Raw genomic sequence first — 23,587 nt, 5'->3', positions numbered from 1 at the left:
GCCGGTAAGCAGCACAACTTCCAGTCACAGAGCGACCGAATTACTCGACGATTTTCAACTGTGGCGTCGGTGCCTCGTTCTTGTTCAGAAGGGCCTGATAAGGGTCACTGCTGCTGAGCATCATGTCCACGGCACGGCGTAGCAACTGCCGCCTGCCGCGCCGGGAATAAAACCCGCCCGGAACCTGGCTGGTTTCCAGCAGGAATTGCCGGTAACAGCGATAGGCGTCGACATCCGGCGCGTCTGGTTCAGCAAAAAATGCGGCGATCGACTGCTGTGATACGAAGTCGGTCTTTTCATAAACCGAACGTCCGAAAATACGCAGCGGAATACCCCGCCACAAGACCTGCTGCCCCGCAGTGGAATTCACGGTGACGGCCGAATTTGCCTCATCCAGCAAACCTGCCAGTTTTCCGCCTGGGACATAGTGAACACGGTTCTGCACCCCGTGTTTCCTGGCAATCTCCATGGCGCGCAGGTGCAATGGTTCACGGTGGTTTTCCAAAGGGTGCTCTTTCACGACCAGCCTGTGATGTGCCGGTGCGCCTTGCGCGAATCCTGCGATGACCAGTTCCAGAAAATCGGACATGCAGGAGAATTCGGAATGGGCCTGAACCGAACTGTCATGCCCCAGTTGCAGCAACACGAGGTGATAGGGGAAGCCCCCCCATCTGACGCGCGCCGTGGCAATGCCGCGTTGCAGGCGATGAATAGGCATCAGCATCAGACGTTTGAAATACAACCGGAATTCCTGTGAAACCGACAGATCACGATGAGGCCGGAAATTGCGGTATCTCTTGTTCAGGAACATGACGAACCAATGATAGAGGGCACCGTAGAATATGTGTTGCCGCATATCCCCCCAATGCGACGGTGGCGGGGGCGTTTTGCTGTCCGACCGGGCCAGAGCCTGCCGCATCTGGTCGACATCCAGTGACATCAGGCGCGAATGCCCGTTTGACCCGTCCCGCTCGTACGTGACCCACCAGGGCCGCAGGTAGCCTTCTTCGAAAACGTGAACTGTCAGCCCTTGAGACTTCGCAATCTCAACTGCGCGGGCGTGGACCGGTCTCGTGTCGCCATAAAGAACGATATCCGTGACGCCTTTGTCGGCAATCAACCTGTTCAATGTCTCGGGCCAATCGCCGGGCGTGTTCCGGAATGCGATGAAACTTGCCTTGTCGAACCAGAACGCCTGATCCCCCGCATTGAACCCAACCCGCCAGACCTGTGCCCCCGTGGCGCGCAACATCTGCCCGAGTGTCGAGAAAAACGGCCCGTGAGGTCCCTGAAGAAACAGGAAGACCCGTTTGTCTGAGCCTGAAGGCATTTGCGGCATCTGGACTGCTCTTTTTTGGTTTTGTTGCCGAAACTATGCCCGTTTGGGCCTTGTACGGCAAGGCGGGGCTTGCCCGCGCGGCCCATTGGGCTTACCTCGACGGTGAAAAGCAGGCACAGGTTATGAACTGAGGGTTAACGGAATGTTCACAGGGATCGTCACCGACATCGGCACCGTCACCGAGCTGGAACAGCAGGGGGATCTGCGCGCCCGGATCAAGACGGCCTATGACACGGCCGGTATCGATATCGGAGCCTCGATTGCCAGTGATGGTGTGTGCCTGACGGTGATCGCGCTGGGCGACGATTGGTATGATGTTCAGATCAGCGCCGAGACGGTTTCGAAGACCAATCTTGATACCTGGGCCGTCGGCAAACGTGTCAATCTGGAGCGAGCGCTGAAAGTCGGTGATGAACTGGGCGGTCACATCGTTTCGGGTCATGTGGATGGCGTGGCCGATGTGGTCGCGGTCGAAGATGAAGGCGACAGCACACGTGTCACCTTGCGTGCACCGAAGGAACTGGCGCGGTTCATAGCGCCCAAAGGGTCGGTTGCGCTGAACGGGACATCGCTGACGGTCAATGACGTGAATGATTGCGAGTTTGGCATCAATTTCATCCCTCACACCAAGGAAGTCACGACATGGGGCGATGTCGGTGTGGGCGATCGCGTCAATCTTGAGATCGATACACTGGCCCGGTACGTCGCGCGCCTGGCCGAGATGTCCTGATACGTCGCGTCGGAAAACCCCAGCGCCGTTTGTGGACTGGTCTTTGCGCCCTCAGTGGTCTATTCCGCCGAGCAAACCTGCCATGTGAAAGGCTGCCCCATGAGCTTTGAAACCCCCGGACCGGTCGAGGCCCAGTTGCGTGACGCGATCAGCCCGATCGAAGAAATCATCGAAGAGGCGCGCGCCGGCCGGATGTACATTCTGGTCGATCACGAAGATCGCGAGAACGAAGGCGATCTGGTGATCCCGGCCGAGTTTGCGGATGCCGAGGCGATCAACTTCATGGCGACCCACGGGCGCGGCCTGATCTGTCTGCCGATGACGGCGGAACGGATAGATGCGCTGGGCCTGCCGATGATGGCCGTGAACAACTCATCCCGCCACGAGACGGCCTTTACGGTTTCGATTGAGGCGCGCGAAGGTGTCAGCACCGGGATTTCAGCCGCCGACCGGGCGCTGACCGTGGCGACCGCAATCAACGAACAGAACACGATGGCGCATATCGCCACCCCGGGCCATGTCTTCCCGTTGCGGGCAAAGCGGGGCGGGGTGCTGGTGCGCGCAGGCCATACCGAGGCCGCCGTGGATATCTCGCGTCTTGCCGGGCTGAACCCGTCAGGCGTGATCTGCGAGATCATGAATGAAGACGGAACCATGGCGCGCCTGCCGGATCTGGTCGAGTTCGCCAAAAACCACAACATGAAAATCGGCACGATCAGCGACCTGATCAGCTATCGGGCGCGCAATGACAATCTGGTTGTCGAGACTTCTCGTCAAACAGTCACCTCGGAATACGGCGGTGAGTGGGAAATGCGGATTTTCACCGATCAGACCCACGGCATTGAACATGTTGTCATGATCAAAGGCGACATCACCACGCCCGAGCCCGTTCTGACGCGCACGCACGCCCTGCATGAAGCGCCGGATATCCTGGGGCTTGGTCCGAAATCATCCCGCGAGTTGCCGCGCGCGATGGAAAAGATCGCCGAAGAGGGCCGCGGAGTGGTCTGCCTGTTCCGCCAGCCGCGCAACTCGTTGTATGCGGTCGAGGATGAAGGCCCGCGCACCATCAAGCAAACCGGTCTGGGGGCGCAGATTCTGTCCAAGATGGGGATTCAGGAACTGGTGCTTCTGACCGACTCTCCTGAAACGGTGTATCTTGGTCTGGACGCGTTTGGCCTGTCCATCGTCGGCACCCGCTCGATTCTGAAGGAAGACTGAACATGGCTGAACAAGACAAACACGGAATTCTGCCGACACCCAGCTTCGACAAGCCGGTGAAACTGCTGATCGTGGCCGCTCCGTTCTACCGCTCGATCGCCGACAACCTGATTGCAGGTGCCACGGCCGAGATCGCAGCGGCTGGCGGCACCTGCGAAGTGGTCGAAGTGCCCGGCGCGCTGGAAATTCCCACGGCCATCGCCATGGCCGACCGACAGTGCAACTTTGACGGCTATGTCGCGCTTGGCTGCGTCATCCGCGGTGAGACCACGCATTACGAAACCGTCTGCAACGACTCCAGCCGCGCGATCCAGCTGCTGGGCCTACAGGGGCTGTGCATCGGCAACGGCATCCTGACGGTCGAGAATGACGAGCAGGCCGAAGTTCGCGCCGATCCGGAAAAGATGAATAAAGGGGGTGGCGCGGCCGCTGCGGCCTTGCATCTGATCGCGCTCAGCCGTAAGTGGGGCGCTTCGAAAAAGGGCGTCGGATTCAAGCCGCCGTCCGAGTCCATCCTGGTGGCGGGCGACAGCAACGGATCAACGACAACATGACCCAGACAGACACGCCGAAACCGGCAAACCGGAAACGCCTGATGAAATCCGCAGCGCGGCTTTATGCCGTGCAGGCGCTGTTCCAGATGGAACAGTCGGGCCAGACGACCGAGCAGGTGGTCAACGAGTTTCTGGACCACCGGTTCGGCGCGGTCTACGAGGGCGACGAGATGCTCGAGGGCGACAGCACGCTGTTCCGCAAGCTGATGGATGACGCGGTGAACTATCAGGCGCCGATCGACCAGATGACCGACCGCGCGCTGGTGGCGAAATGGCCGATCGCGCGCATCGACCCGACCCTGCGCGCGCTGTTTCGCGCGGCGGGTGCGGAACTGACCCAAAGCGGCACACCGCCCAAAGTGGTGATCACCGAGTTTGTCGATGTGGCACGTGCCTTTTTTCCAGAAGGTAAAGAACCCAAATTCGTCAATGCCGTGCTGGATCACATGGCGCGCGAGGCGCAGCCCGAGGCGTTCTGACACGTTTACCTGAACCAGACATGCGCTAGCATTGTTGTCGAAGCGCAAGGAGGTTCGCCATGCCCAAACTGATCCGCCTGTATATCACGCAAGTCGCCTGGGGTTTTGTCATTTCGGCCGTGTTTGTCGGGGTGCTCTTGGCGCTGAACGTCGCGAACCTTCGGCATCTGATCACCGGGTCGGAAATCGGGCTGATCGCGTTGGTGATGATCTGGTTCATGAACGGCATCGTCTTTGCCGGCGTTCAGTTCGCGTACAAGATCATGAGCATGGCGGAAAAGCCGCAGGGGCCGCGTCGGGGAACACCGGTCGCACACAGCTTCGAGTCGGCAACCGTGAAACAGGAAGCCCACGCAGGGCGCTGATATTTCAGGGAAAGTGCGGCGGGACCACCAGTCAACCGTGCGGTTTGATTCCCGAGGACCTGTATGTACAGGTGGGCGCCGGGTAATCAGGCCAAGACCTGAACAGAGCCAGCCCCCTCGGAATTGCTTAAGGCCACCAGAATGCTACCTGTCACAAGAAGGGCAGAACCCGCCACGCGCTTAAGTAGGGTGTCTGACGGGTTCGCGCAAGAGGTCAGGCGTCAACAGTTTCGTGCAATGACACACGCAACTTGCCGAAATGTTCATCCCACCCTTTGTCCAGAGCCAGGATCAGATCAAATGCTGCGACGCCTTGCGGTAATCCTTCGTGCACAAGCTCAAGACGTGTGCCGCCCAAGACCGGTTCCAATGTCCATTTGACCACGCTTACAGCGTCCCCCATCGGTTTGACGGTAAAGGTGTGTTCAAGATATTTGGGGGGGCGGGCGATACGGACCTCTCCCCAGATCAGTAAGTCGCCGCTTGTCGTGCCGAACATCTCAAGCTTCTGACCTTCTGCCAGTGTTCTTTCCGGTTTGTGGAACCATTCCGCCAGATGGTCAGGTTCTGTCAGATAAGCCCAAACGGTTTCCGGTTCCGCCCTGAGGAAAATCGATTTCTTCAATACGGCATCAGTCATTTTGTTTCCTTTCAATAGCTTCCTTGAGAGAGTTGAGGCGATCATCCCAGAACTGGTCAAAATAGCTGAGCCAGTCGAGCACCGGGGCCATACCCTGTGGTTCAAGTCGATTGATGCGTTCCCGGCCGCGCGCTTCGACTGTGATCAACCCACCGTCGGACAGAATCGTCAGGTGTTTTTTGACCGCAGCCCGAGTTATGTCGAACCGGTCCGTCAACTGCCCGATCGTCATGTCCTGTGACGAGAGCAGTCGCACGATGTTCCGGCGTGTGGGATCGGCCAGCGCGCGAAACGCGTTTTGAGTTTGGTTCTCCATAAGCAACCTCAGGAATAGTACCGTTTGGTACTATATTAATGCGATACCAAAAGGTACTATGTCAAGACGCAAAGGTGCTTTACTTTTGTTCGCTAATTGTTCACATTTTCGGCTATGACTTTGGATCTGCAACCTGGACAGAGACTGGCACGTGGCGTCGCTCGGCATCTTGCGGCGCATGGCTTTGTTTCCGTAGAAGAATTTGTGCCTGCGCGCGGGTTGCGCGTGGACGTGATGGGGCTGGGGCCAAAGGGTGAGTTGTGGGTGATTGAGTGCAAATCCAGCCGTGCCGATTATCAGTCGGATTCGAAATGGCAGGGCTATTTGGAATGGTGTGACCGATTCTTCTGGGCCGTCGATACAGAATTCCCGACCGATCTGTTGCCTGATGAAACAGGCCTGATCATCGCCGATGCCTATGATGCGGAAATCGTGCGTATGGCGCCCGAGGACAAAATCGCACCGGCGCGGCGCAAGAAGATGATCCAGAAATTTGCAACGGATGCCGCGCGCCGTTTACACGCGCTTCGGGATCCCAGGCTGTAAGGTCAGCCTTTGACCGCAAGGGCGGCTTGTACCGCAGCGCGAATTTCGTCGGCGATTTCTTCTGCTTCTTCCGGGTCAAAATCCATCGGTATTTCGATGCCGTCAGCTTCGATGAACAGGCGGACCATACCCTGATCGGTCGGACCGATTTGCAGGTTTGCCTGAATGTCGCGTTCGGTATTGATGCCCATCTGTGCCTCCGAGACTGAGCGTTCCTGCTAGCGCGCACGGGGTTGAGAATCAAGTCACCTTTGCGGTCAGATAAGATATGAAAGACGCCGTTCTCAGACCCTTTCACCCCGATGACGCCGCGTGGCTGGTTGAACAGCACGGTCTGCTTTATGCGCGCGACGAAGGGTTTGATGACAGCTTTGCGCCCCTGGTGGCCAGCATCCTTGACGACTTCATGGCCAACAGTGACCCCGAGCTTGAAAGAGGCTGGATCGCCGAGCAGGACGGGCAGCGTCTGGGCAGTATTTTCTGCGTTGCTGTTGACCGGAATACCGCCAAGTTGCGGCTGTTTCTGCTTGTTCCGAAAGCACGAGGGCTGGGGCTGGGAAAGCGCCTGCTGCAAGCATGCACTGCCTTCGCACGCGGGGCGGGATACAAAGAAATGGTTCTGTGGACGCACGAAAGCCATACCGCCGCCTGCGCACTTTACAAGGCGTCCGGCTGGGAATTGACAGACAGCAAAGCGGTGCATTCCTTCGGTGTCGACCTTGTCGAACAAAGCTGGAAATTTCGGCTTTAATCCTCTTGCATTCCGCGGGCGTGTTCGGTACATCGCCCCTCACGAGTGCCGCCTTAGCTCAGTTGGTTAGAGCGCTGGATTGTGGATCCAGAGGTCCCCTGTTCAAGCCAGGGAGGCGGTACCACTTCTCCCCTTTTGAATGTGCTAAAAAACGTGTGGGCGCGCGGTGATTGGCGTTGATTTGGTTTGGTGTCCAGACGTGACTGGCGCGCCGAAACTCAGCGCGCCAGGTTCAGTTTGAACCGCATCTTGGCCCGTTTTGCGACCGGTAGGTGCCGGTTCAGGCGTTTGTTGATCAGGCCAAAGCCCCCGACGATTACCAGCGTCAGCAGGATGAAATAGAACGCCAGTATCGGGTATGGGATGAACGGGTTGAACGTCTTGTCCGCAAAGTAACTGGCGTAATACAGGGCGTCTCCGCGTTGCTGCCAGGCCGGGAAGGCTGAAAAGAAGACCAGCGTTGTCGCGTGGAAAAGAAAGATTGCTTCGTTTGTGTAGGCAGGCCAGGCAAGCCGCAACATGGTGGGCCAGACGATCCGGCGAAAACGGGCCCAGCCTGACATGCCATAGGCATCTGCGGCTTCGATATCGCCCTTGGGAATGGACCTTAGCGCTCCGTAAAAGATCTCGCCTGAATAGGCGGCAGTGTTGAGGAACAGCACGATCAGCGCCCCCAGCCAGGCCGAGGTGAAGGCGTCGAACATCGGGTTGGATTTCTTCAGCGACAGGAACAGGAAATAAGCGAAGAAAAACTGGATAAACAAGGGCGAGCCGCGAAACAGGAAAATGAACCATTCCGAAGGCTTGCGAAGCCATTTGTTTGCTGACGCCTTGCCGACGGCCAGGGCCGTGGCCAGAAAGAAGCCGGTCGCCAGCGCCATGATCCCGAAATAGACATTCCAGATCATCCCCGACCCGATCAGCGTGAACTGTTCGCACAGGGTGAAGTCACTTTTGGGCAGTAGCCGCTCGCCGAGACCCAGGGACCGAAGGCCGTAATCTTGAATCGTCTGCAAGCAGCTCATGCCGTGGTCTCCTTGCGCAGAAGCTCGCCGCCGGACGTGGCCTGCCCGTGGGATAGTTTTCGCATCAGCTTTTCAAGCCCAAGTTCAGACACGCGCGTCATGCCGAGGTAGAAGACAAGCAGGAACAGGAAGTACCACATGCGCCAGTCGCCATGCGGATACTGGGTGAACTTGGACGTCTTGGTGCCGCCAAGTTCGCGGGCCCAATAAACGATGTCTTCGATTCCCAGCAGGAACAGCAGCGGAGTAGCCTTGATGAGAACCATCCAAAGATTTGACAGGCCGGGCAGGGCATAAACCCACATCTGCGGCACAAGGATGCGCCAGAAGGTCTGACGACGGGACATGCCATATGCTTCGGCGGTTTCAAGCTGCGCGTGGGGCACGGCGCGCATTCCACCAAACAGAACGTTTGCCGCAAACGCCCCGAAAACAATCGAGAAGGTAACGACGGCCAGGAAGAAGCCATAGGTTTCATGCACCCATTCCGGTGCAGTCCCCAATGGCAGCTTGGCCGCCTGACAGACGATAAAGTCATTTCCCTGCCGGATCGGGTCGGTCCATTCGGGGCACAATATCTTGTGCCGCGTCCATTCGAACGCCTGATCCAGGGCTATCACGAAAAACAGGAAGAAAGCGATGTCCGGGACACCGCGCACGATGGCAATATACCCTTTGCCCAGCCAACTCAGGGGCGGGAAATGTGATCGGGCGGCCATTGCGCCAACAAAACCAAACGCCAATGCGACCGGCGCGGTCACCGCCAGCAATCCCAACACCTTGAGGAACGACAGGTAGAAGGACCAGTGCACGCCGTTGGTCAGGTAGCAGGAGAACCAGCGGAATGTTCCGAGCGTGTCAGGGTCAGCGCAATAGGAAAACATGAAGCGTCTTTCGAACGTCATACCCGGTTATTCCACCGGGCAGGGTTCGGCGCGATGGACGCGCCGAACCGCTTGATACGGATTAGTTTGTAACGACCGAACCGTCAGCGTTGTAGGTCGGAACGCCTTCGCCGAACCACTTGATGATCAGTTCATTCAACGAACCGTCCGCTTTCATCGATGTGATCGCCTCATCGAACTTTCCACGCAGTTCGCCATCCGATTCACGGATGCCCAGCCCGATGCCACCGCCCAGCGGCACGTCATCACCCACAAAGACCAGCTCTCCGGCGGATTCCTCGACGATCGGCACCAGGAAGTCCTTGTCGGCAAACACGGCATCGGCTTCACCGTTGCGCACGGCTGCGATGGTTTCTTCCGGAGTTGCAAACTCGACCAGTGTCGCGCCCGACTCGGCTACGTGGCCTGCCTGAATGGTGGCGGTCTGTGCGGCAACGACGCCGGTGGAGACATCAACATCCTCGGACGCACCGACATAGGCCGAAGCCGCAGGCGGGAAGTAGTTCTGGGTGAAGTCGATGACTTCGTCACGTTCGTCGGTGATCGACATGCCTGCGATGATGGTGTCGTAGTTGCCCGAGACCAGGTTCGGAATGATCGAATCCCAGTCATTCTTGACCCATTCACATTCCAGATTTGCGCGCTTGCACAGTTCGTCGCCGACTTCACGCTCGAAGCCGTCGATTTCGCCTGCATCATTGATGAAGTTGTACGGAGGGTAGGCGCCCTCGGTCCCCATGCGGACCGTGTCGGCCATGGCGATACCGGCGGTCAGGGCCAGTGCGGCAGTGGACAGAATCAGATTTTTCATTGGTTGCTCCCCAGTTTGGTTCTGTTTTTGAAGTTAAGCCGCCTGAGTGGCGGAGAGAAAACCCCGAAGCCGTTCGGATTCAGGAGATGTGAAGATATCTTCCGGCGTGCCTTCTTCCTCGATCAGGCCCTGGTGCAGGAACACCACGTGGCTTGAAATGTCGGCGGCCATTTTCATGTCATGCGTTACGATGATCATGGTGCGCCCTTCGGCGGCCAGGTCCTTGATCACCTTTATCACTTCCTGTTCCAGTTCAGGGTCCAAAGCCGAAGTCGGTTCATCAAACAGCAGGGCTTCGGGTTCCATGCACAGGCCGCGGGCGATGGCGGCGCGTTGTTGCTGCCCGCCCGACAATTGCGCCGGATAGGCGTCGCATTTGTCGCCGATGCCAACTTTGTCCAGATACTTGCGCGCGCTGTCTTCAACCTCGGCCCTGTCGCGCCCCAGAACGGTCACTGGGGCCTCCATCACATTTTGCAGGATGGTCATATGAGCCCAAAGATTGAACTGTTGAAACACCATCGACAGGTTGGTGCGTATGCGCAGAACCTGTCTGGGGTCGGCGGGGCGGCGCCCGTGCTTTTCCCCGGACCATTTGACAGGCTCACCCTTGAAAAGGATTTCTCCTTGCTGGCTGTCCTCCAAAAGGTTGCAGCACCGCAAAAGCGTCGATTTGCCGGACCCAGACGACCCAATCAGTGATACCACGTCACCGCGATGTGCCGTGATATCGACCCCCTTCAACACCTCTAGATTTCCGAAGCTTTTGTGAAGGTCTTTGATTTCGATGACGGGGGCAGTTTCTGTCACGGGCAGTCCAGTGGTTGGTGGTGTTGGTGCGGTACTAGGACCGAAAAAAAAGGTCAATGCAATGCGCAAATGACAGAATCAAGCGGAGAAACATCCAAATTGGCCAAAATCAGTCGTCAAATTGGGCAGTCGCTGATCCGCTATCTTTGGGAGAAGGCGGAGTGGGGACAGCCAGGTAGTGCGCCGCGGGAATATCGATCAACCCGCGTATATGCAGCAATCGTTGGTCGTCGTCGCAAAGCTGGTCAATTGCGGCCCGAACAGCGCCTGCAATGACCTGCGGATTCTGACTCATCGATGTGATGTAGGGAAGGGTCGGAGTCGGAGTCGTTGTTGCCAGTTCGCGCAGTTTGGTTCCCAAATTGCTATGTTGTTGCAGCATCAGCCACGTCAACATGTCCAGCGCGGCAAAGTCCGCTTTGCCACCTGCGACGGCTTGGGCAGACAGCGCATGCCCGCCGGTTTCCAACAGTCCGGCGGGGTGCAGGTTTGCCTGGATCATATGTGTGATCGGGGCTGCCCAGCCGGATTGGGACAAGCCCTCATTATACGCGAAAACCCCTGTGCTCAGCCCCGCCAGATCCCGGTCGTCGTCATTCCGTGCCACAAAGACAGAGCAATAGTATCCGGGGGGACAACCAGGCAGGTCATAGTCCGGAGTGCCAACCAGTTGCACGTGACCATGCAATCGGGTTCGAAACGGCATGCCGCAGGTTTGTGCCAGAATCAGGTTTGGGTCCTGCCAGACCGCCCATTCGTCTTTATCGCGGGTAAGGGTTTGGGGGCCTGACTCAAGTTGCGCGCGAATCAAGCTCCAGAACCTGTCATTGGCTGCTTGCAGGGGGGGCATGTCATACATGCCCAGCATGGCAATCACGATTTTGCAGCCTTTTGCCGTGCCAAAGCGGAATCCACGTCACTTACGCCCAGAAGACTGACCACCAGACGCAGCAGCGAATCTTCCTCGCTGGTGCGGTGCCCATCGGCCAATGCCACGGACCACAGCGCCTGAACGACCGCAAGCCGATCTTCATAGGCAACCGCCTCTTTGATGGCTCGGGTAAAGCGGACGGTGTCCGGGGCCTCGGCCTCAAGATCTTCGGCGCGGGCACGCAGGGCGGCGCATTCGAACGGGGACAGGCCATAGCGTTGCGCCGAAATTCGGTCGATACGGGCCATTTCGGTATCGGAATAGTCATTGTCGGACCGCGCCAGACGCACCAGCAGGGCCGTAAGGGCCAGGCGGGCATCATCGTCGACAAGAGGATCGGGCTGAGGCTGCGTAAGCCTGGAAAGAAACTCACTGAACATGCGTTAGATATAGCGAGCGTCTAACCCACATCCAAGCGGCTTTGAACGCGTTCACGCGCAGCCTTGCTGTCGTTAAAGCTCAACCCCATGGCAACGCGGGCTTCCTCGACGATTTTCACCTCGCCTTCGTCGGTGTTTCCATCTGCCAGGACAACTTCCCACAGCGCATCCAGAGCGGCTAGGCGTTCCTTCAGATCCGTGGTCTCGCGGATCAGCTTGCCGAAGGTATCGGTATCCGGCGCGGCCGCATGAAGCTTTTCGCAAGTGGCGCGCACCTTGGCTGCTTCGATTGCGTTATGCTGGTAAAGACGGGCCAGGATTTTGTCGATCAGGCGGATCTCTTCCAGCTTGTAGTCCCGATCAGCCTGCGCCACGCGCACCATGAGCGCGCCCAGAGCAAGTTCGGCATCCGGGTCCGGAAGATGTTCATGCTGGGGCGGTCTGAGCGCCTGAAGGAACTTTTTCAACATGGTAAAAGATTATTCCATATTTTGTGGTGCGCCAAGCGTAGTCTACCCGTCATAGCCCTGAATGATCACAAGATCGCCCATCGATACCGGGGCGCGCAGTGCTTTGGCTTTCTGGTATGCTTCGCTTTCGTAACAGGCAAGCGCATCCTCATAGCTGGGAAATTCGATCACAACGGTCCGGGCGCGCGCTGCGCCTTCCTTCACTTCGCGCTTTCCTCCGCGTGTCAGAAAGCGCGCACCATAAGCTTTAAAGGGCTCCGCATTTGCAGCAATGTAGGTCTTGTACGTGTCCATGTCGTCCACATCGACATGTGCAACCCAATAGCCTTTCATCAGGCTTGCCTCCTGTTCGGTTTCAAAAGCAGGGTGATGAGAAGTGGCGGCAATTGCAATCCCACAACTTCAGGGTGATCAGTCGCGGTAGTGAATAGCGGCGTGTGCCTGATCTGTTAACCACTTGATCATCTGACGATAAGGAACCGGGCCATAGCTGACGCGCGCAACCCCCAGTTCAGCCAGGCGGAGAGTGCCGGGGGTGCCGGGCAGGGCGATGATGTTGACTGGCAGGTTGGTACGCTCGCACAGATGGCCGATCATCGCCTCGTCTTTCAGCCCCGGAGCAAAAAAACCGCTGGCACCCGCTGCCTCATAGGCCGAAGCACGGGCAATGGCGTCGTTCAGCATGGCCTCATCATGTGTTTCTGCCGGGGCCTTCAGGAAAATGTCAGTTCTTGCGTTGACATAGGCAGGTATGCCCACGTCTTCGCAGGCCGCGCGCATGGCTTCGATACGTTTGGCCTGAACCGCTGTATCGTACAGCCCGTCGCCGCCGATGATCTGATCTTCGAAGTTGAAACCAACCACGCCGCAATCCAGCGCACGCTTGACGTTTTGCGCAATGCCCTGTGGATCTTCGGCATATGCCCCTTCGAAATCCAGTGTCACCGGAAGATCAACCGCTGCAACGATGCGGCGCGCATTGTCCAATGCGGTCTCAAGCGGGATGTTCTGACCGTCGCCAAAACCCTGTGCCATGGCGACAGGTGCGCTGCCTGTGGCAATGGCTTGCGCGCCAGCATCCCGCACCGCGCCGGCACTGCCGGCATCCCAGATGTTGAACAGAATGACGGGGTCGCCCTTTTTGTGAAGGCTGGCAAAGGTCTTCGCGCGTTGGGATTGATCGCTCATCGAGGCTCTCCTGTCGTGGTGTGATCAACAGTTAACCCCATGAGGGCAGACCGAGTAGAGGTTTTTTTGCTCGGCAGCGTCACATTGAAGTGACGGAAACTGCACGGCCCGGTCCATGGCAAGATGGTCCGGGCCATGCTGGTGCATGGGCAAACGGCGGTGCGTGCCTCAGGCTTCTTCTGCCGCGCCGGATACAAATTTTGCGCTGAAGTTGGCCTCACCCAAACGCTTCAACAGGTTCAGCTGAGTGTCCAGCCAGTCCTTGTGGCCTTCTTCTTCCAGCAAGATGCGTTCGAACAGGGTCCTTGACCCGACATCGCCGACCTCGGCGGCCTGCAACGCGGCCTTGGTATAGAAGTCGACCGCCTCGGTTTCATCCTTCAGGTCCGCGGCAAACATGTCTTCCAGAGACCCCGCTGCGACTGGACTTTTCTGAAACGCAAGCTCGGGCACGCCGCCAAGGAACAGGATACGCTCGATGAACGCGTCGGAGTGACCCAATTCTTCCTGCATTTCAGCGCGCATTTTTTCGGCAAGGATGTCCAGCCCCCAGTCCTCCAGCACATGGGCATGCAGCTGGTACTGGTGCGCTGCCGTCAGCTCCATATGAAGCGCTTGCTGGAGGTTGGTAATCGTTGTTGCGTTGCTCATCGGAAATCTCCTGAAACTCTGAACGGCATAGAGCCTGCGAAGCAGAAATTCTGCTTGCACATACAGTTAAGAGATCAGCCCGCACAAAACAACGCGGGGTGACAGTCCGACACAGCCCAGGGTCAGACCAGGCGAGAAGTGTCTTTCGCAGCGCGCACGAAATCGCGGAACAGGGGATGCGGGTCGAACGGTTTGGACTTCAGTTCCGGGTGGTACTGCACGCCGATGAACCATGGGTGATCTGACCATTCTACGATTTCTGGCAGGCGTCCGTCCGGCGACATGCCCGAGAAGTTGAGCCCGGCCTTTTCAAGCTGCTCACGGTACTTGATGTCCACTTCATAGCGGTGACGGTGGCGCTCTTCGATCTGTGTGCCGCCATAAACTTCAGCGACTTTCGATCCTTCTGCCAGCACCGCATTGTAAGCGCCCAGGCGCATGGTGCCGCCCTTGTCGTCACCGACCTTGCGTTCGACCTTGTGATTGCCCTGCACCCATTCCTTCAGATGGTACACGACAGGTTCAAAACGTTTCTTCCCGGCTTCGTGGTCGAATTCTTCCGAACCAGCTTCCTTGATGCCAGCCGCATTTCGGGCGGCCTCGATCACGGCCATCTGCATCCCAAGGCAGATGCCCAGATAGGGGACTTTGTGCTCGCGCGCATATTGTGCGGCCTTGATTTTGCCCTCTGTGCCGCGTTCGCCAAAGCCTCCGGGGACGAGGATGGCGTGGAAACCCTCAAGATGGGGGGCGACGTCTTCGTTGTCGAACACCTCGGCGTCAACCCATTCGACCTTGACCTTGACCCGGTTGGCCATGCCGCCATGGGTCAGCGCCTCGGCAATCGATTTATAGGCGTCTTCAAGCTGCGTATACTTGCCTACGATGGCGACCTTCACTTCGCCCTCGGCGTTGTGGATGCGGTCGCTGACGTCTTCCCATTTTGCCAGATCGGGTTTGGGCGCTGGGCTGATCTGGAACGCGTCCAGAACGGCCTGATCCAGACCTTCGCGGTGATAGGCCAGCGGCGCGTCATAGATGGTGCTCAGGTCCTGCGCTGCGATCACGCTGTCGGGGCGCACGTTACAGAACAGCGCCAGTTTCTCGCGCTCCTTGGTCGGGATCGGACCTTCAGAGCGACAGACCAGAATATCCGGCGCCAGACCGATCGAGCGCAGTTCCTTCACCGAGTGCTGAGTCGGTTTGGTTTTCAGCTCGCCCGAGGCCTTGATATAAGGCAGCAGCGTCAGGTGCATGAAGATGCACTGCCCGCGCGGCTTGTCCTGACTGAACTGGCGGATCGCCTCGAAAAACGGTAGGCCCTCAATATCGCCCACGGTGCCACCGATTTCGCACAGCATGAAATCAACCTCATCCTCGCCGATGGCGATGAAATCCTTGATCTCGTTGGTGACGTGCGGGATCACCTGAATGGTCTTACCCAGATAGTCCCCGCGGCGTTCCTTTTCGAGCACGTTGGAATAGATCCGCCCCGAACTGACCGAGTCGGTCTTGCGCGCGGCCACGCCGGTGAATCGTTCGTAATGGCCCAGGTCCAGATCGGTTTCGGCCCCGTCATCGGTGACGAACACTTCGCCATGTTCAAACGGAGACATCGTGCCGGGATCGACGTTCAGATAGGGGTCCAGCTTGCGCAGCCGCACCGAATATCCCCGGGCTTGCAAAAGCGCGCCCAACGCCGCCGAAGCCAGTCCTTTGCCCAAGGACGAAACCACACCACCAGTGATGAAAATAAATCGCGCCATAGTTTTTCGGCTGCTCCCGTGAGACGTCAAAATCAGCTGCCCGACGGTTTCGAAAAACCGCTGCATCACGGGACTTCACGTATAAAGGATTCGCGCCAAAAGCGCAAGAGAACCGCAAGATGCTGTTGCAGTCCTCTTCCATGTTTCTAGGTTTTGTAGGTCAGTCGGCCTGCGGGATCAGCGGCGCGTTGTCGCCCTGTGCAGGCGGCAGAAGGTCATCCGCCGACGGAATTGCCGGAGTATTTTCTTCGTTTGAAGCCGGAGCCGGCACGCCCAAACGGTCGATCACCGAGCTGCCCGAAGATTTCTGCGCCGCCAGAATGGTCAGCGTGATCGAGGTCACGATGAAGCAAGCGGCAAGGATCCAGGTCAGTTTGCCCAAAGCGGTCGCTGCTGCACGGCCTGTCATGGCTCCGCCACCACCGCCACCCATGCCAAGGCCACCGCCTTCGGACCGCTGCATCAGAACAACGGCAATCAAGCCTAGGGCCAAAAGAAGGTGGATGATGAGAACGACGTTTTCCATGGTGTTCCTGTACAGCGTGGCGTGTATCGCGTGGTATCTATGCAAGTTTGCCAGCGGGGGCAAGTAAGGAGTTCGCATCACCGCACGTGATATGTCATATCACGTCAAAGGGACTGGACAGAACGCCGATGCGTGACGCAGGCTGCGGCCCATGCCTCATGACGACCACGACCACCCGCACGCCCTTTTGCCGCCCGAACCCGCGCTGCGCGTCAAAGCGCTGGAAACGATTCTGACCCGCAAGGGCTTGATCGACCCGGCGGCTCTGGACGAAATCATAGACACCTATCAGAACAGGATTGGCCCGCAGAACGGCGCGCGGGTGGTTGCCAAAGCCTGGAGCGACCCAGCTTTCAAGGCCGCTCTGCTGGAAGACGCCACCTCGATGGTCGCGGATCTTGGTTACTATGGACGCCAGGGCGAACACATGGTTGTTGTCGAGAACACGCCAACCCGACACAACATGGTCGTCTGCACCTTGTGCAGCTGCTATCCTTGGCCGTTGCTGGGTATCCCGCCGGGCTGGTACAAATCTGATGCCTACCGTGCCCGAGCGGTGCGTGAACCCCGCAAGGTACTGGCCGAATTCGGTCTCACCCTGCCTGAAGACACTTCGGTGCGGGTGTGGGATTCGACCGCCGAGGTTCGCTATCTCGTTCTGCCGATGCGTCCCGATGGAACTGATGGGATGAGCGAGGAGGCGCTTGCCGCACTTGTGACACGTGACAGCATGATCGGCACGGGTTTGCCGAAGGCCCCTTCATGACCCGCGTTCACGATATGGGCGGCCGCTTTGGAGATGGTCCGATAAATCCCGAGGCCGAGGACGCGCCGGTTTTTGCCGAAGACTGGCACGCACGGGCGCTGGCAGTGACACTTGCATCCGGCTTTCTGGGGCAGTGGAATATCGACGTATCCCGCCACGCAAGGGAACGGTTGTCGCCAAAGGACTATACCCGGTTTTCATATTACGAGAAATGGATTTCGGGCCTGGCTGACCTGTTGGTAGAACACGGCGTTCTTTCCCTGGATGACCTGCGCAGCGGCGGAGAGGATGGGCCGCATCCGTTGGCGGAACGGATGCTCAAGGCGGACGCCGTGTCAGCCGCTCTGGCCAAAGGTGGACCGGCGGACAGACCTTCGAACGTGGCGGTGCAGTTTTCTGTCGGTCAACAGGTGGTCACGACCCGTCCGGCGGGAAATCGCATTGTGGATGGCGGGCACACACGCCTGCCGAATTATGCGTCCGGTGCCAGGGGTCGAATACTGCGCCTGCACGGAACCCATGTCCTGCCCGATTCCAATGCTCATAGGCTGGGCGAAGCGCCTGAACCGATCTATGCCGTGGTCTTTCCCGCATCGCAACTTTGGACCAGCCCTGAGCATCCGGATGACGAAGTGGTACTGGATCTCTGGCAAAGCTATCTGGAACCGGCATGAGCGGCTGCAACGAACATTCAGCCCCAGAACCGGTGTTTGCCGAACCCTGGCACGCTCAGGTCTTTGCCGTCACCGTTGCCCTGAACGAGGCGGGGCGGTTCGAATGGGCGGAGTGGGCGGCCCGGTTCTCAAACACGTTGAAGCGCCACGGGCTTGCGCGAGAGCTGGACGGCGGCGACGACTATTTCCGTGCATGGCTGGAAACGCTCGAGGGGTTGCTGGCCGAGCAGGGCGTCTCGTCGCCGCAGGAGGTGAAAGGGCTACATAAATCTTGGGAAAAGGCTTATCTGACGACACCTCATGGGCAACCGGTGCATCTGCGTTGATGCCGGGCAGGGGGCTCTGCCCCCGCCGCCCGTTCCGTGCGGCTCCCCCGGGATATTTTCAGCCAGATGAAGCAGGGGATCCGCTTTTCATCTGGCCATAAATATCCCCGCCGGAGGCATCGCGTGTTCGCGCGATTTTCATCTGCGGCGAAATATCGGTTTCCCTGTCGTTTCGGCCCAGCTATATGAGCCGGGTTTGATAACTCAGCGCAAAAGGACCGGATATGGCCAACGTGGTTGTTGTCGGCGCCCAGTGGGGTGACGAAGGAAAAGGCAAGATCGTCGACTGGCTCAGCGAACGGGCGGACGTGATCGCGCGTTTTCAGGGCGGGCATAATGCCGGACATACGCTGGTGATTGATGGCGAAGTTTACAAGCTGCACGCTCTGCCGTCCGGTGTCGTTCGCGGCGGTAAGCTGAGCGTCATCGGCAACGGCGTGGTGTTGGACCCTTGGCATCTGGTCAAGGAAATCGCGACCATCCAGGCACAAGGTGTAGAGATCACCCCCGATACGCTGATGATTGCCGAGAACACCCCGTTGATCCTGCCGATCCACGGTGAATTGGATCGCGCTCGTGAAGAGGCGGCCAGCAAGGGGACCAAGATCGGCACAACAGGTCGTGGGATTGGACCGGCCTATGAAGACAAGGTCGGGCGTCGTTCTGTTCGTGTCGCGGATCTGGCGGATGAAGCCACGCTCGAGGCTCGGGTGGACCGTGCTTTGCAGCACCATGACCCGCTGCGCAAAGGTCTGGGAATCGAACCGGTCGACCGCGACGCGCTGATTGCCCAATTGAAAGAGATCGCGCAGAGCATCCTGCCTTTTGCCGCACCTGTGTGGAAAGTGCTGAACGAAAAGCGCAAAGCCGGAAAACGCATCCTTTTCGAAGGGGCGCAAGGCGCGCTGTTGGACATCGATTTCGGCACCTATCCATTTGTAACCTCGTCCAACGTGATCGCAGGCCAGGCCGCGACAGGGGTGGGGATTGGACCGGGATCGATCGACTTTGTGCTGGGGATTGTAAAAGCCTACACCACCCGTGTCGGCGAAGGCCCATTCCCGACCGAACTTGAGGATGCGGATGGTCAGCGCCTTGGGGAACGCGGGCATGAGTTCGGAACAACGACAGGTCGCAAGCGCCGCTGTGGCTGGTTTGATGCGTGCCTGGTCCGTCAAACCTGCGCGACCAGTGGCGTGAACGGTATCTCATTGACAAAGCTGGATGTTTTGGACGGGTTTGAAACGCTTAAAATCTGCACCGGATATGAGCTGGATGGCCAACGGCTGGACTATCTGCCCACCGCGGCCGATCAACAGGCACGGTGCACCCCCATCTATGAAGAAATGCCGGGCTGGAGCGAATCCACTGAAGGCGCGCGCAGCTGGGCCGAATTGCCCGCCAACGCAATCAAGTATGTGCGCCGGGTGGAAGAGCTGATCGAATGCCCTGTGGCCCTTTTGTCCACCAGTCCGGAGCGGGACGACACCATTCTGGTGACCGACCCGTTTGCAGATTGATGAACAAAGAGCAGAAAACAGGCCTGAGCTACAAAGCGCGCCGGCGCTGGTCGTTGGTTATACTTGTGATCGGCCTGCCACTTTACATTGTGGCGGTGGTGACGGTTTTGAACTGGCTGGAGCGCCCCCCGATATGGGTGGAACTTCTGGTCTATATCGTTCTTGGCATTCTTTGGGCCCTGCCGTTCAAGTTCGTTTTTCGCGGCGTTGGCAAAGAGGACCCGGATCAATCCTGAGCCGGGTTTGGCACTGCAAAAGATTAAGCGGCAAACGCCGTGCGTGTAAACGCGCGCATTTATACGTGGGTTCTGTGACTTTGCTGAATTGAGCCGGGCCATTGCTCGGACCAAGGCGGCTGGTCGAGCCCGGTACAATGGGCAACGCTGGGTCTTGTTTAACAGCGGGCGTTTGTCTCTGGACGTGCCATAGCAAAAAGGGCCGGGGTTCACCCGGCCCTTTTTGTCAATTGGCGCGGCAGTCAGCCTACTGCGCGCTCATCATCAGGACGGAAGCCGATCAGGTCAGAGGCCGCAAAACGGCCGCCGCCGGCTTTTTCGATTTTTCCATCGCGCAGCAGCTGTCCGAAGGAACGCAGGCTTTCTTCGCGATTGAACTCATCCTGCTTCAAAGAACGAACCTTGTTCATCAGTTGCGGGCGCGAGAATTGTTGCTGTCCTTCGATGAAAGACAGGTAGGCCGCAGCCGCTTCAAGCAGGTCCTGAAGCGACTGTGCACCCTGATCTTGTGCGAATTGCGCAAAACCGCCTTTTTCCGACTCGGCTTCTTCTGCCTGAGTGGTCACGCGACGCGGCATCACGGGGCCGTTGGATTCGCTTTGATCGTCCACGCGCTGCTCGGCAACCAGTTTCAACGGAGCCGGAGCATCTGCTTCCGGGCGTATGCTGGTCACGTTTACTTCGGGGCGGCGCGGGCTGACCGCTGACGCAAGATCAACGCGATACTCATCAACAGGCGAGGTGTTCGGGGCCGGTTGGTCATCACGGTCGGCCTCGGTCGCGGCAACGGCGGTGCGAAGGTGCGAATAGGTTTCTCGCGCGTCGCTGCTGGACGGATCCTCCATATGTTCACCGGTTTTGGCCATCAGTCGCGAGATATCCTGATCAGGATCGGCGTCATCCGTCAGTTTTTGGCTAGAACGGCCTGCCATGTCTTTTTCGATTTCGGAAATCTCGGACAGCAGCTGAATTTCGTCCTCTTCCGACAATACTCCTTGCGCCTGATCATCTTGCGGCTCGTCACTTGCTTCATCTTCGGATTCGATCGCCACGTCTTCGACGTTGAGGATGTTTGGAACATCCTCCTCATCGATTTCCTCGTCGGTATCCTCTTCAAGATCCGAGAACAGGGGCTCAGCAGGAAGCTGCGCGGAGTCGGTTGCGACCTTGATATCTTCATCCCGCAGGTGGTCGGGGGTCAGCTGCACCTGCTGTTCGGAATTGCTTTCGATATTCGGCTCGGCGGATTCGAAGGCCTGGTTTTCAGATACTGCCGGCGCGTCGTCTTGTACGTCTTCGGCGTCAAGCGCTTGCAGATCCTCGATTTCCGAAGCCTCGGTCTGGGCAGGTTCAGCAAAGTCTTCTTCGTTGAGAGCGCCTGCTTCGAACGCGGCGGCCACGGCGTCCACTGGGGGGGCGGTGTTGGCCAGCAGCGAAGATTCCTCGTCTTCGGAATAGGCAGTGGAGGGGACGTCCGAATGGGAAACAACGGCCCGGATGCGTTGCAGTTTTGCGGCAATGCTATCGGCCGGCGGAGATGTGGTGGCGTCGACGGCCTCCGCGTCCGTAAACGCGGTCCGCCCCGGGCTTGCTTGGGTATATTCGGGAGGGGGGGTGGTCATGGCATCTGCATTTTGCGCTTGCGGGACCGGTGCGTCAGACGCGACCGGTGCCGGGGCTTCGGTGTTTGGAGCGGCACGCAGCAGAAGCCCGGATTCGTTTTGGCTGGCTTCGACGCGTTGCGATGCGTCGCGGCGTGCGATACGGGTCAGCATTTCGGCGTCTGGTTGTGGAGGCTCTGAGCCGAAGTAACGATCATCCGCGGCAAGATCGCGGAAATATTCGGCAATGGCTTTCATCGTTTCAAAGGAATCGTCGAATCCTTCCAAAGTGCAGGAGAAGGTTCCATATGAAACGGTTAATACCTTGTTATTCTGTACCATCAGACGCACGTCCTTTACAAACTACGAGAGCCCACTTACCCGGAATCGGGAGCACACGAAGGCTCTGAACTTTATGCATGAACCTATCATTTTGTGGTCTTAATGTGTCCAAATCCGGGAAAAATGGCCAATCTTAGGAAAAATGAACCAATTGTACGCTCTGCCGATCCAATCGGGCTGTTTGGGGGGGGTTTTGTTGGTTCCGAGGACCTGAATTTGGTGCTGAACCGCGTCACTTCAGTCGTAGCGGCGGATGGTGGGGCGGCAGTTCTGACAGAATCAGGCCGGATTCCGGACGCGGTCATCGGGGATTTCGATTCGCTGGACAAAGCAACAAAAGCCAAAATCCCGTCTGACCGGCTTTTTGCCATTCGTGAACAGGACAGCACCGATTTCGACAAGGCCTTGCGCAATGTGCAGGCTCCACTGGTTTTGGGGGCCGGTTTTCTGGGCGGACGGCTTGATCATCAGCTTGCTGTTCTGAACGTGCTGGTCAGACGTCAGGAACAGGCCTGCATTCTGCTGGGCGCGCATGAGGTGGTGTTTCACGCGCCTCGCCAAATCCGGCTGCCGGTTTTGCCCGGGGATGTGGTGTCGCTGTTTCCAATGCGCCCTGTGACGGGGCGCAGCACCGGGCTGGAATGGCCCATCGACGGCCTGCGGTTGCAACCGGACGACCGGGTGGGCACCTCTAATCGCGCGCTGTCAGTGGTTGAATTGCAGATGGATGGGCCGGGCCTGTTGGTGATGGTTCCCCGCGCCGCACTCGATCCGCTCATGCAGGTGTTTCTGTCGGGGCAGAGCGAGCGGTGGCCCGTTCGCGAAGAATAACGTACAAACCGGCGGCGACGGTGATCATGATCCCAACCGCTGCCAGTCCGTCAGGCAGGTCGCTGAAGATTGCCCAGCCAATCAGGGTTGCCACCGGGATTTCCAGATATTGCATCGGGGCCAGCGTGGCCGAAGGTGCATAGCGCAGCGACCATGTCATCAGCAGATGCGCGACAGTTCCCAGAATGCCGATAGCGATCAGCAGCGAAAACATGTCGGGGGCGGGCAAGGCGGCTGACAGGTTCCAGATACCAAGCGATGTTCCGATCACAAGGACAGGAACCAGCCCCACAGTGGCCATGACACCAGACACCGCCTGCAAGGAAATCGGATCAGTTTCCTTGGCGATTTGCCGCGTGACCAGCATGAAAAGGGCAAAGACCACGGCAACGATCAACGGCAGCAGGGCAGGTAAGCCCACCTCGGCAAAGCTGGGCTGGATGACCAGAAGTGTGCCGATGAAACCGACGATGCAGGCCACGAGGCGCCGCGCGCCGACCTCTTCGCCCAGAACGTATCTGCCCAGCAGCAACATGATGAACGGCATGACAAAGGCAATGGCGACCGCATCAGCCAGGGGCAGGAACTGCAACGCACTGAACATCGCGGTTATGCCGATGATGTGCAGCAGCGTGCGGATGACTGTCAGGCGCAGGATGCGCCCGTGCATCCGCCAGGGCCGGCCTGTCATCATCACCAGCGGAATGAGGATCAGCGCTTGCACCGCGAACCGGGCTGCAACCAGCAAACCCAACGGTGTCGTTTCGCCCAACAGCTTTGCCATCGCATCCCCCAAGGGTGCAAGCACGCAAAAACCGAGCATCAAAAAGATGCCCAAGACGGGACGATCCTGAGTCATGCGCGCGACGCTATCTGCTTCGCGGCGC

Annotated in this window: 31 protein-coding genes and 1 tRNA gene; 14 read left to right on the top strand and 18 right to left on the bottom strand. The window is 58.3% G+C overall.

All coding sequences use genetic code 11. The features are described 5' to 3' along the window. Nucleotides 1-40 precede the first annotated feature (40 nt). On the bottom strand, nt 41-1,339 hold the full coding sequence (locus I9184_RS07355) for a capsular biosynthesis protein (RefSeq protein WP_209833483.1): 1,299 nt from the start codon (nt 1,337-1,339) through the stop codon (nt 41-43). A gap of 142 nt (nt 1,340-1,481) precedes the next feature. Here I9184_RS07355 and I9184_RS07350 point away from each other — a divergent pair, with 142 nt between their 5' ends. The 5 genes from I9184_RS07350 to I9184_RS07330 all read left to right on the top strand — a co-directional run bounded on the left by I9184_RS07350 (nt 1,482) and on the right by I9184_RS07330 (nt 4,688). Then, the gene (locus I9184_RS07350; RefSeq protein WP_171723521.1) at nt 1,482-2,069 is read left to right on the top strand and encodes a riboflavin synthase; all 588 of its coding nucleotides are present in this window, start codon (nt 1,482-1,484) and stop codon (nt 2,067-2,069) included. Nucleotides 2,070-2,168: 99 nt separating this feature from the next. Further along, a complete protein-coding gene (ribB, locus tag I9184_RS07345; protein WP_209833481.1) occupies nt 2,169-3,290 on the top strand; it encodes a 3,4-dihydroxy-2-butanone-4-phosphate synthase in 1,122 nt (373 codons plus the stop codon). Nucleotides 3,291-3,292: 2 nt separating this feature from the next. Then, nucleotides 3,293-3,844, top strand: coding sequence for a 6,7-dimethyl-8-ribityllumazine synthase (locus I9184_RS07340; RefSeq protein WP_209833480.1), 552 nt, complete (start codon nt 3,293-3,295; stop codon nt 3,842-3,844). Further along, nucleotides 3,841-4,323: a transcription antitermination factor NusB gene (gene nusB / locus I9184_RS07335; protein ID WP_209833478.1), complete on the top strand. Its 483-nt coding sequence runs from the start codon at nt 3,841-3,843 to the stop codon at nt 4,321-4,323. The genes I9184_RS07340 and nusB overlap by 4 nt, the downstream gene beginning before the upstream one ends. A 59-nt stretch (nt 4,324-4,382) precedes the next feature. Beyond that, entirely contained in the window at nt 4,383-4,688 is a 306-nt protein-coding gene (locus I9184_RS07330) for a hypothetical protein (protein ID WP_209833476.1), read from the top strand. A 214-nt stretch (nt 4,689-4,902) separates the two neighbouring features. Here the strand turns inward: I9184_RS07330 and I9184_RS07325 are convergent, their stop codons facing one another. Beyond that, nucleotides 4,903-5,328: an SRPBCC domain-containing protein gene (locus tag I9184_RS07325; RefSeq protein ID WP_171633406.1), complete on the bottom strand. Its 426-nt coding sequence runs from the start codon at nt 5,326-5,328 to the stop codon at nt 4,903-4,905. Then, nucleotides 5,321-5,644 carry a metalloregulator ArsR/SmtB family transcription factor gene (locus tag I9184_RS07320; RefSeq protein ID WP_171723517.1) on the bottom strand — a complete coding sequence of 108 codons (324 nt, stop codon included), beginning with the start codon at nt 5,642-5,644 and terminating at the stop codon, nt 5,321-5,323. The genes I9184_RS07325 and I9184_RS07320 overlap by 8 nt, the downstream gene beginning before the upstream one ends. Nucleotides 5,645-5,758: 114 nt before the next feature. On the opposite strand from I9184_RS07320, the gene I9184_RS07315 reads away from it, so the two are divergent. Further along, the gene (locus I9184_RS07315) at nt 5,759-6,190 is read left to right on the top strand and encodes an MmcB family DNA repair protein (RefSeq protein WP_152457561.1); all 432 of its coding nucleotides are present in this window, start codon (nt 5,759-5,761) and stop codon (nt 6,188-6,190) included. Nucleotides 6,191-6,192: 2 nt separating this feature from the next. On the opposite strand, the gene I9184_RS07310 is transcribed toward I9184_RS07315, so the two are convergent. Further along, nucleotides 6,193-6,381 carry a DUF6324 family protein gene (locus I9184_RS07310; RefSeq protein ID WP_152457562.1) on the bottom strand — a complete coding sequence of 63 codons (189 nt, stop codon included), beginning with the start codon at nt 6,379-6,381 and terminating at the stop codon, nt 6,193-6,195. A 77-nt stretch (nt 6,382-6,458) separates the two neighbouring features. Here I9184_RS07310 and I9184_RS07305 point away from each other — a divergent pair, with 77 nt between their 5' ends. Then, the gene (locus tag I9184_RS07305) at nt 6,459-6,941 is read left to right on the top strand and encodes a GNAT family N-acetyltransferase (RefSeq protein WP_171633403.1); all 483 of its coding nucleotides are present in this window, start codon (nt 6,459-6,461) and stop codon (nt 6,939-6,941) included. Nucleotides 6,942-6,988: 47 nt separating this feature from the next. Beyond that, nucleotides 6,989-7,065 (top strand) — tRNA-His (locus I9184_RS07300). A gap of 94 nt (nt 7,066-7,159) precedes the next feature. On the opposite strand, the gene I9184_RS07295 is transcribed toward I9184_RS07300, so the two are convergent. From I9184_RS07295 to secG, 12 genes are all read right to left on the bottom strand, one after another. Then, entirely contained in the window at nt 7,160-7,966 is an 807-nt protein-coding gene (locus tag I9184_RS07295; protein ID WP_209833474.1) for an ABC transporter permease subunit, read from the bottom strand. Then, nucleotides 7,963-8,850 (bottom strand): ABC transporter permease subunit, encoded by an 888-nt coding sequence (locus I9184_RS07290; RefSeq protein ID WP_171170555.1) that lies wholly within the window; start codon nt 8,848-8,850, stop codon nt 7,963-7,965. The genes I9184_RS07295 and I9184_RS07290 overlap by 4 nt, the downstream gene beginning before the upstream one ends. An 82-nt stretch (nt 8,851-8,932) precedes the next feature. Further along, a complete protein-coding gene (locus I9184_RS07285) occupies nt 8,933-9,682 on the bottom strand; it encodes a transporter substrate-binding domain-containing protein (RefSeq protein ID WP_171723514.1) in 750 nt (249 codons plus the stop codon). A 33-nt stretch (nt 9,683-9,715) separates the two neighbouring features. Then, on the bottom strand, nt 9,716-10,492 hold the full coding sequence (locus I9184_RS07280) for an ATP-binding cassette domain-containing protein (RefSeq protein ID WP_209833472.1): 777 nt from the start codon (nt 10,490-10,492) through the stop codon (nt 9,716-9,718). A 109-nt stretch (nt 10,493-10,601) separates the two neighbouring features. Further along, nucleotides 10,602-11,360: a PhnD/SsuA/transferrin family substrate-binding protein gene (locus I9184_RS07275; RefSeq protein WP_245218042.1), complete on the bottom strand. Its 759-nt coding sequence runs from the start codon at nt 11,358-11,360 to the stop codon at nt 10,602-10,604. Between the two features lie 5 nt (nt 11,361-11,365). After that, complete coding sequence (locus I9184_RS07270; protein WP_152457569.1) at nt 11,366-11,803, bottom strand: TerB family tellurite resistance protein; 438 nt, start codon at nt 11,801-11,803, stop codon at nt 11,366-11,368. A 20-nt stretch (nt 11,804-11,823) separates the two neighbouring features. Then, nucleotides 11,824-12,273, bottom strand: coding sequence for a TerB family tellurite resistance protein (locus I9184_RS07265; protein WP_171633393.1), 450 nt, complete (start codon nt 12,271-12,273; stop codon nt 11,824-11,826). Between the two features lie 42 nt (nt 12,274-12,315). Next, nucleotides 12,316-12,609, bottom strand: coding sequence for a DUF1330 domain-containing protein (locus I9184_RS07260; RefSeq protein WP_209833731.1), 294 nt, complete (start codon nt 12,607-12,609; stop codon nt 12,316-12,318). Between the two features lie 75 nt (nt 12,610-12,684). Further along, on the bottom strand, nt 12,685-13,461 hold the full coding sequence (locus I9184_RS07255; RefSeq protein WP_209833468.1) for an isocitrate lyase/phosphoenolpyruvate mutase family protein: 777 nt from the start codon (nt 13,459-13,461) through the stop codon (nt 12,685-12,687). 168 nt (nt 13,462-13,629) lie between these two features. Beyond that, nucleotides 13,630-14,112 carry a bacterioferritin gene (locus I9184_RS07250; protein ID WP_152457573.1) on the bottom strand — a complete coding sequence of 161 codons (483 nt, stop codon included), beginning with the start codon at nt 14,110-14,112 and terminating at the stop codon, nt 13,630-13,632. A gap of 122 nt (nt 14,113-14,234) precedes the next feature. Beyond that, nucleotides 14,235-15,878 carry a CTP synthase gene (locus I9184_RS07245; RefSeq protein WP_209833466.1) on the bottom strand — a complete coding sequence of 548 codons (1,644 nt, stop codon included), beginning with the start codon at nt 15,876-15,878 and terminating at the stop codon, nt 14,235-14,237. Nucleotides 15,879-16,038: 160 nt separating this feature from the next. Continuing rightward, nucleotides 16,039-16,404 carry a preprotein translocase subunit SecG gene (gene secG, locus I9184_RS07240; protein WP_171723509.1) on the bottom strand — a complete coding sequence of 122 codons (366 nt, stop codon included), beginning with the start codon at nt 16,402-16,404 and terminating at the stop codon, nt 16,039-16,041. A 151-nt stretch (nt 16,405-16,555) separates the two neighbouring features. Between secG and nthA the strand changes: the two genes are divergently transcribed. From nthA to I9184_RS07215, 5 genes are all read left to right on the top strand, one after another. Next, complete coding sequence (nthA, locus tag I9184_RS07235; protein WP_171633382.1) at nt 16,556-17,170, top strand: nitrile hydratase subunit alpha; 615 nt, start codon at nt 16,556-16,558, stop codon at nt 17,168-17,170. Continuing rightward, nucleotides 17,167-17,844 carry a nitrile hydratase subunit beta gene (gene nthB / locus I9184_RS07230; protein ID WP_209833464.1) on the top strand — a complete coding sequence of 226 codons (678 nt, stop codon included), beginning with the start codon at nt 17,167-17,169 and terminating at the stop codon, nt 17,842-17,844. The genes nthA and nthB overlap by 4 nt, the downstream gene beginning before the upstream one ends. Further along, the gene (locus tag I9184_RS07225) at nt 17,841-18,170 is read left to right on the top strand and encodes a nitrile hydratase accessory protein (RefSeq protein WP_209833462.1); all 330 of its coding nucleotides are present in this window, start codon (nt 17,841-17,843) and stop codon (nt 18,168-18,170) included. Before nthB ends, I9184_RS07225 begins: the two co-directional genes overlap by 4 nt. A 224-nt stretch (nt 18,171-18,394) precedes the next feature. Then, nucleotides 18,395-19,690, top strand: a complete 1,296-nt coding sequence (locus tag I9184_RS07220) for an adenylosuccinate synthase (protein ID WP_171723506.1) — start codon at nt 18,395-18,397, stop codon at nt 19,688-19,690. Continuing rightward, complete coding sequence (locus I9184_RS07215) at nt 19,690-19,926, top strand: DUF2842 domain-containing protein (RefSeq protein WP_171228487.1); 237 nt, start codon at nt 19,690-19,692, stop codon at nt 19,924-19,926. Before I9184_RS07220 ends, I9184_RS07215 begins: the two co-directional genes overlap by 1 nt. Before the next feature lie 242 nt (nt 19,927-20,168). Here I9184_RS07215 and I9184_RS07210 read toward each other — a convergent pair whose 3' ends face one another. Continuing rightward, on the bottom strand, nt 20,169-21,869 hold the full coding sequence (locus tag I9184_RS07210; protein ID WP_209833460.1) for a hypothetical protein: 1,701 nt from the start codon (nt 21,867-21,869) through the stop codon (nt 20,169-20,171). A gap of 219 nt (nt 21,870-22,088) precedes the next feature. Between I9184_RS07210 and I9184_RS07205 the strand changes: the two genes are divergently transcribed. Continuing rightward, complete coding sequence (locus I9184_RS07205; protein ID WP_348539509.1) at nt 22,089-22,700, top strand: thiamine diphosphokinase; 612 nt, start codon at nt 22,089-22,091, stop codon at nt 22,698-22,700. Here the strand turns inward: I9184_RS07205 and I9184_RS07200 are convergent. Then, on the bottom strand, nt 22,645-23,559 hold the full coding sequence (locus I9184_RS07200; RefSeq protein ID WP_209833458.1) for a DMT family transporter: 915 nt from the start codon (nt 23,557-23,559) through the stop codon (nt 22,645-22,647). The two genes, I9184_RS07205 and I9184_RS07200, sit on opposite strands and share 56 nt — an antisense overlap. Between the last annotated feature and the right edge of the window lie 28 nt (nt 23,560-23,587).

The sequence above is a fragment of the Ruegeria sp. HKCCE3926 genome (assembly GCF_017872515.1).
Taxonomy (GTDB): domain Bacteria; phylum Pseudomonadota; class Alphaproteobacteria; order Rhodobacterales; family Rhodobacteraceae; genus Ruegeria.
Note: the sequence above shows the minus strand (reverse complement) of the source record. Positions and strands in the feature narration are given on the sequence as shown.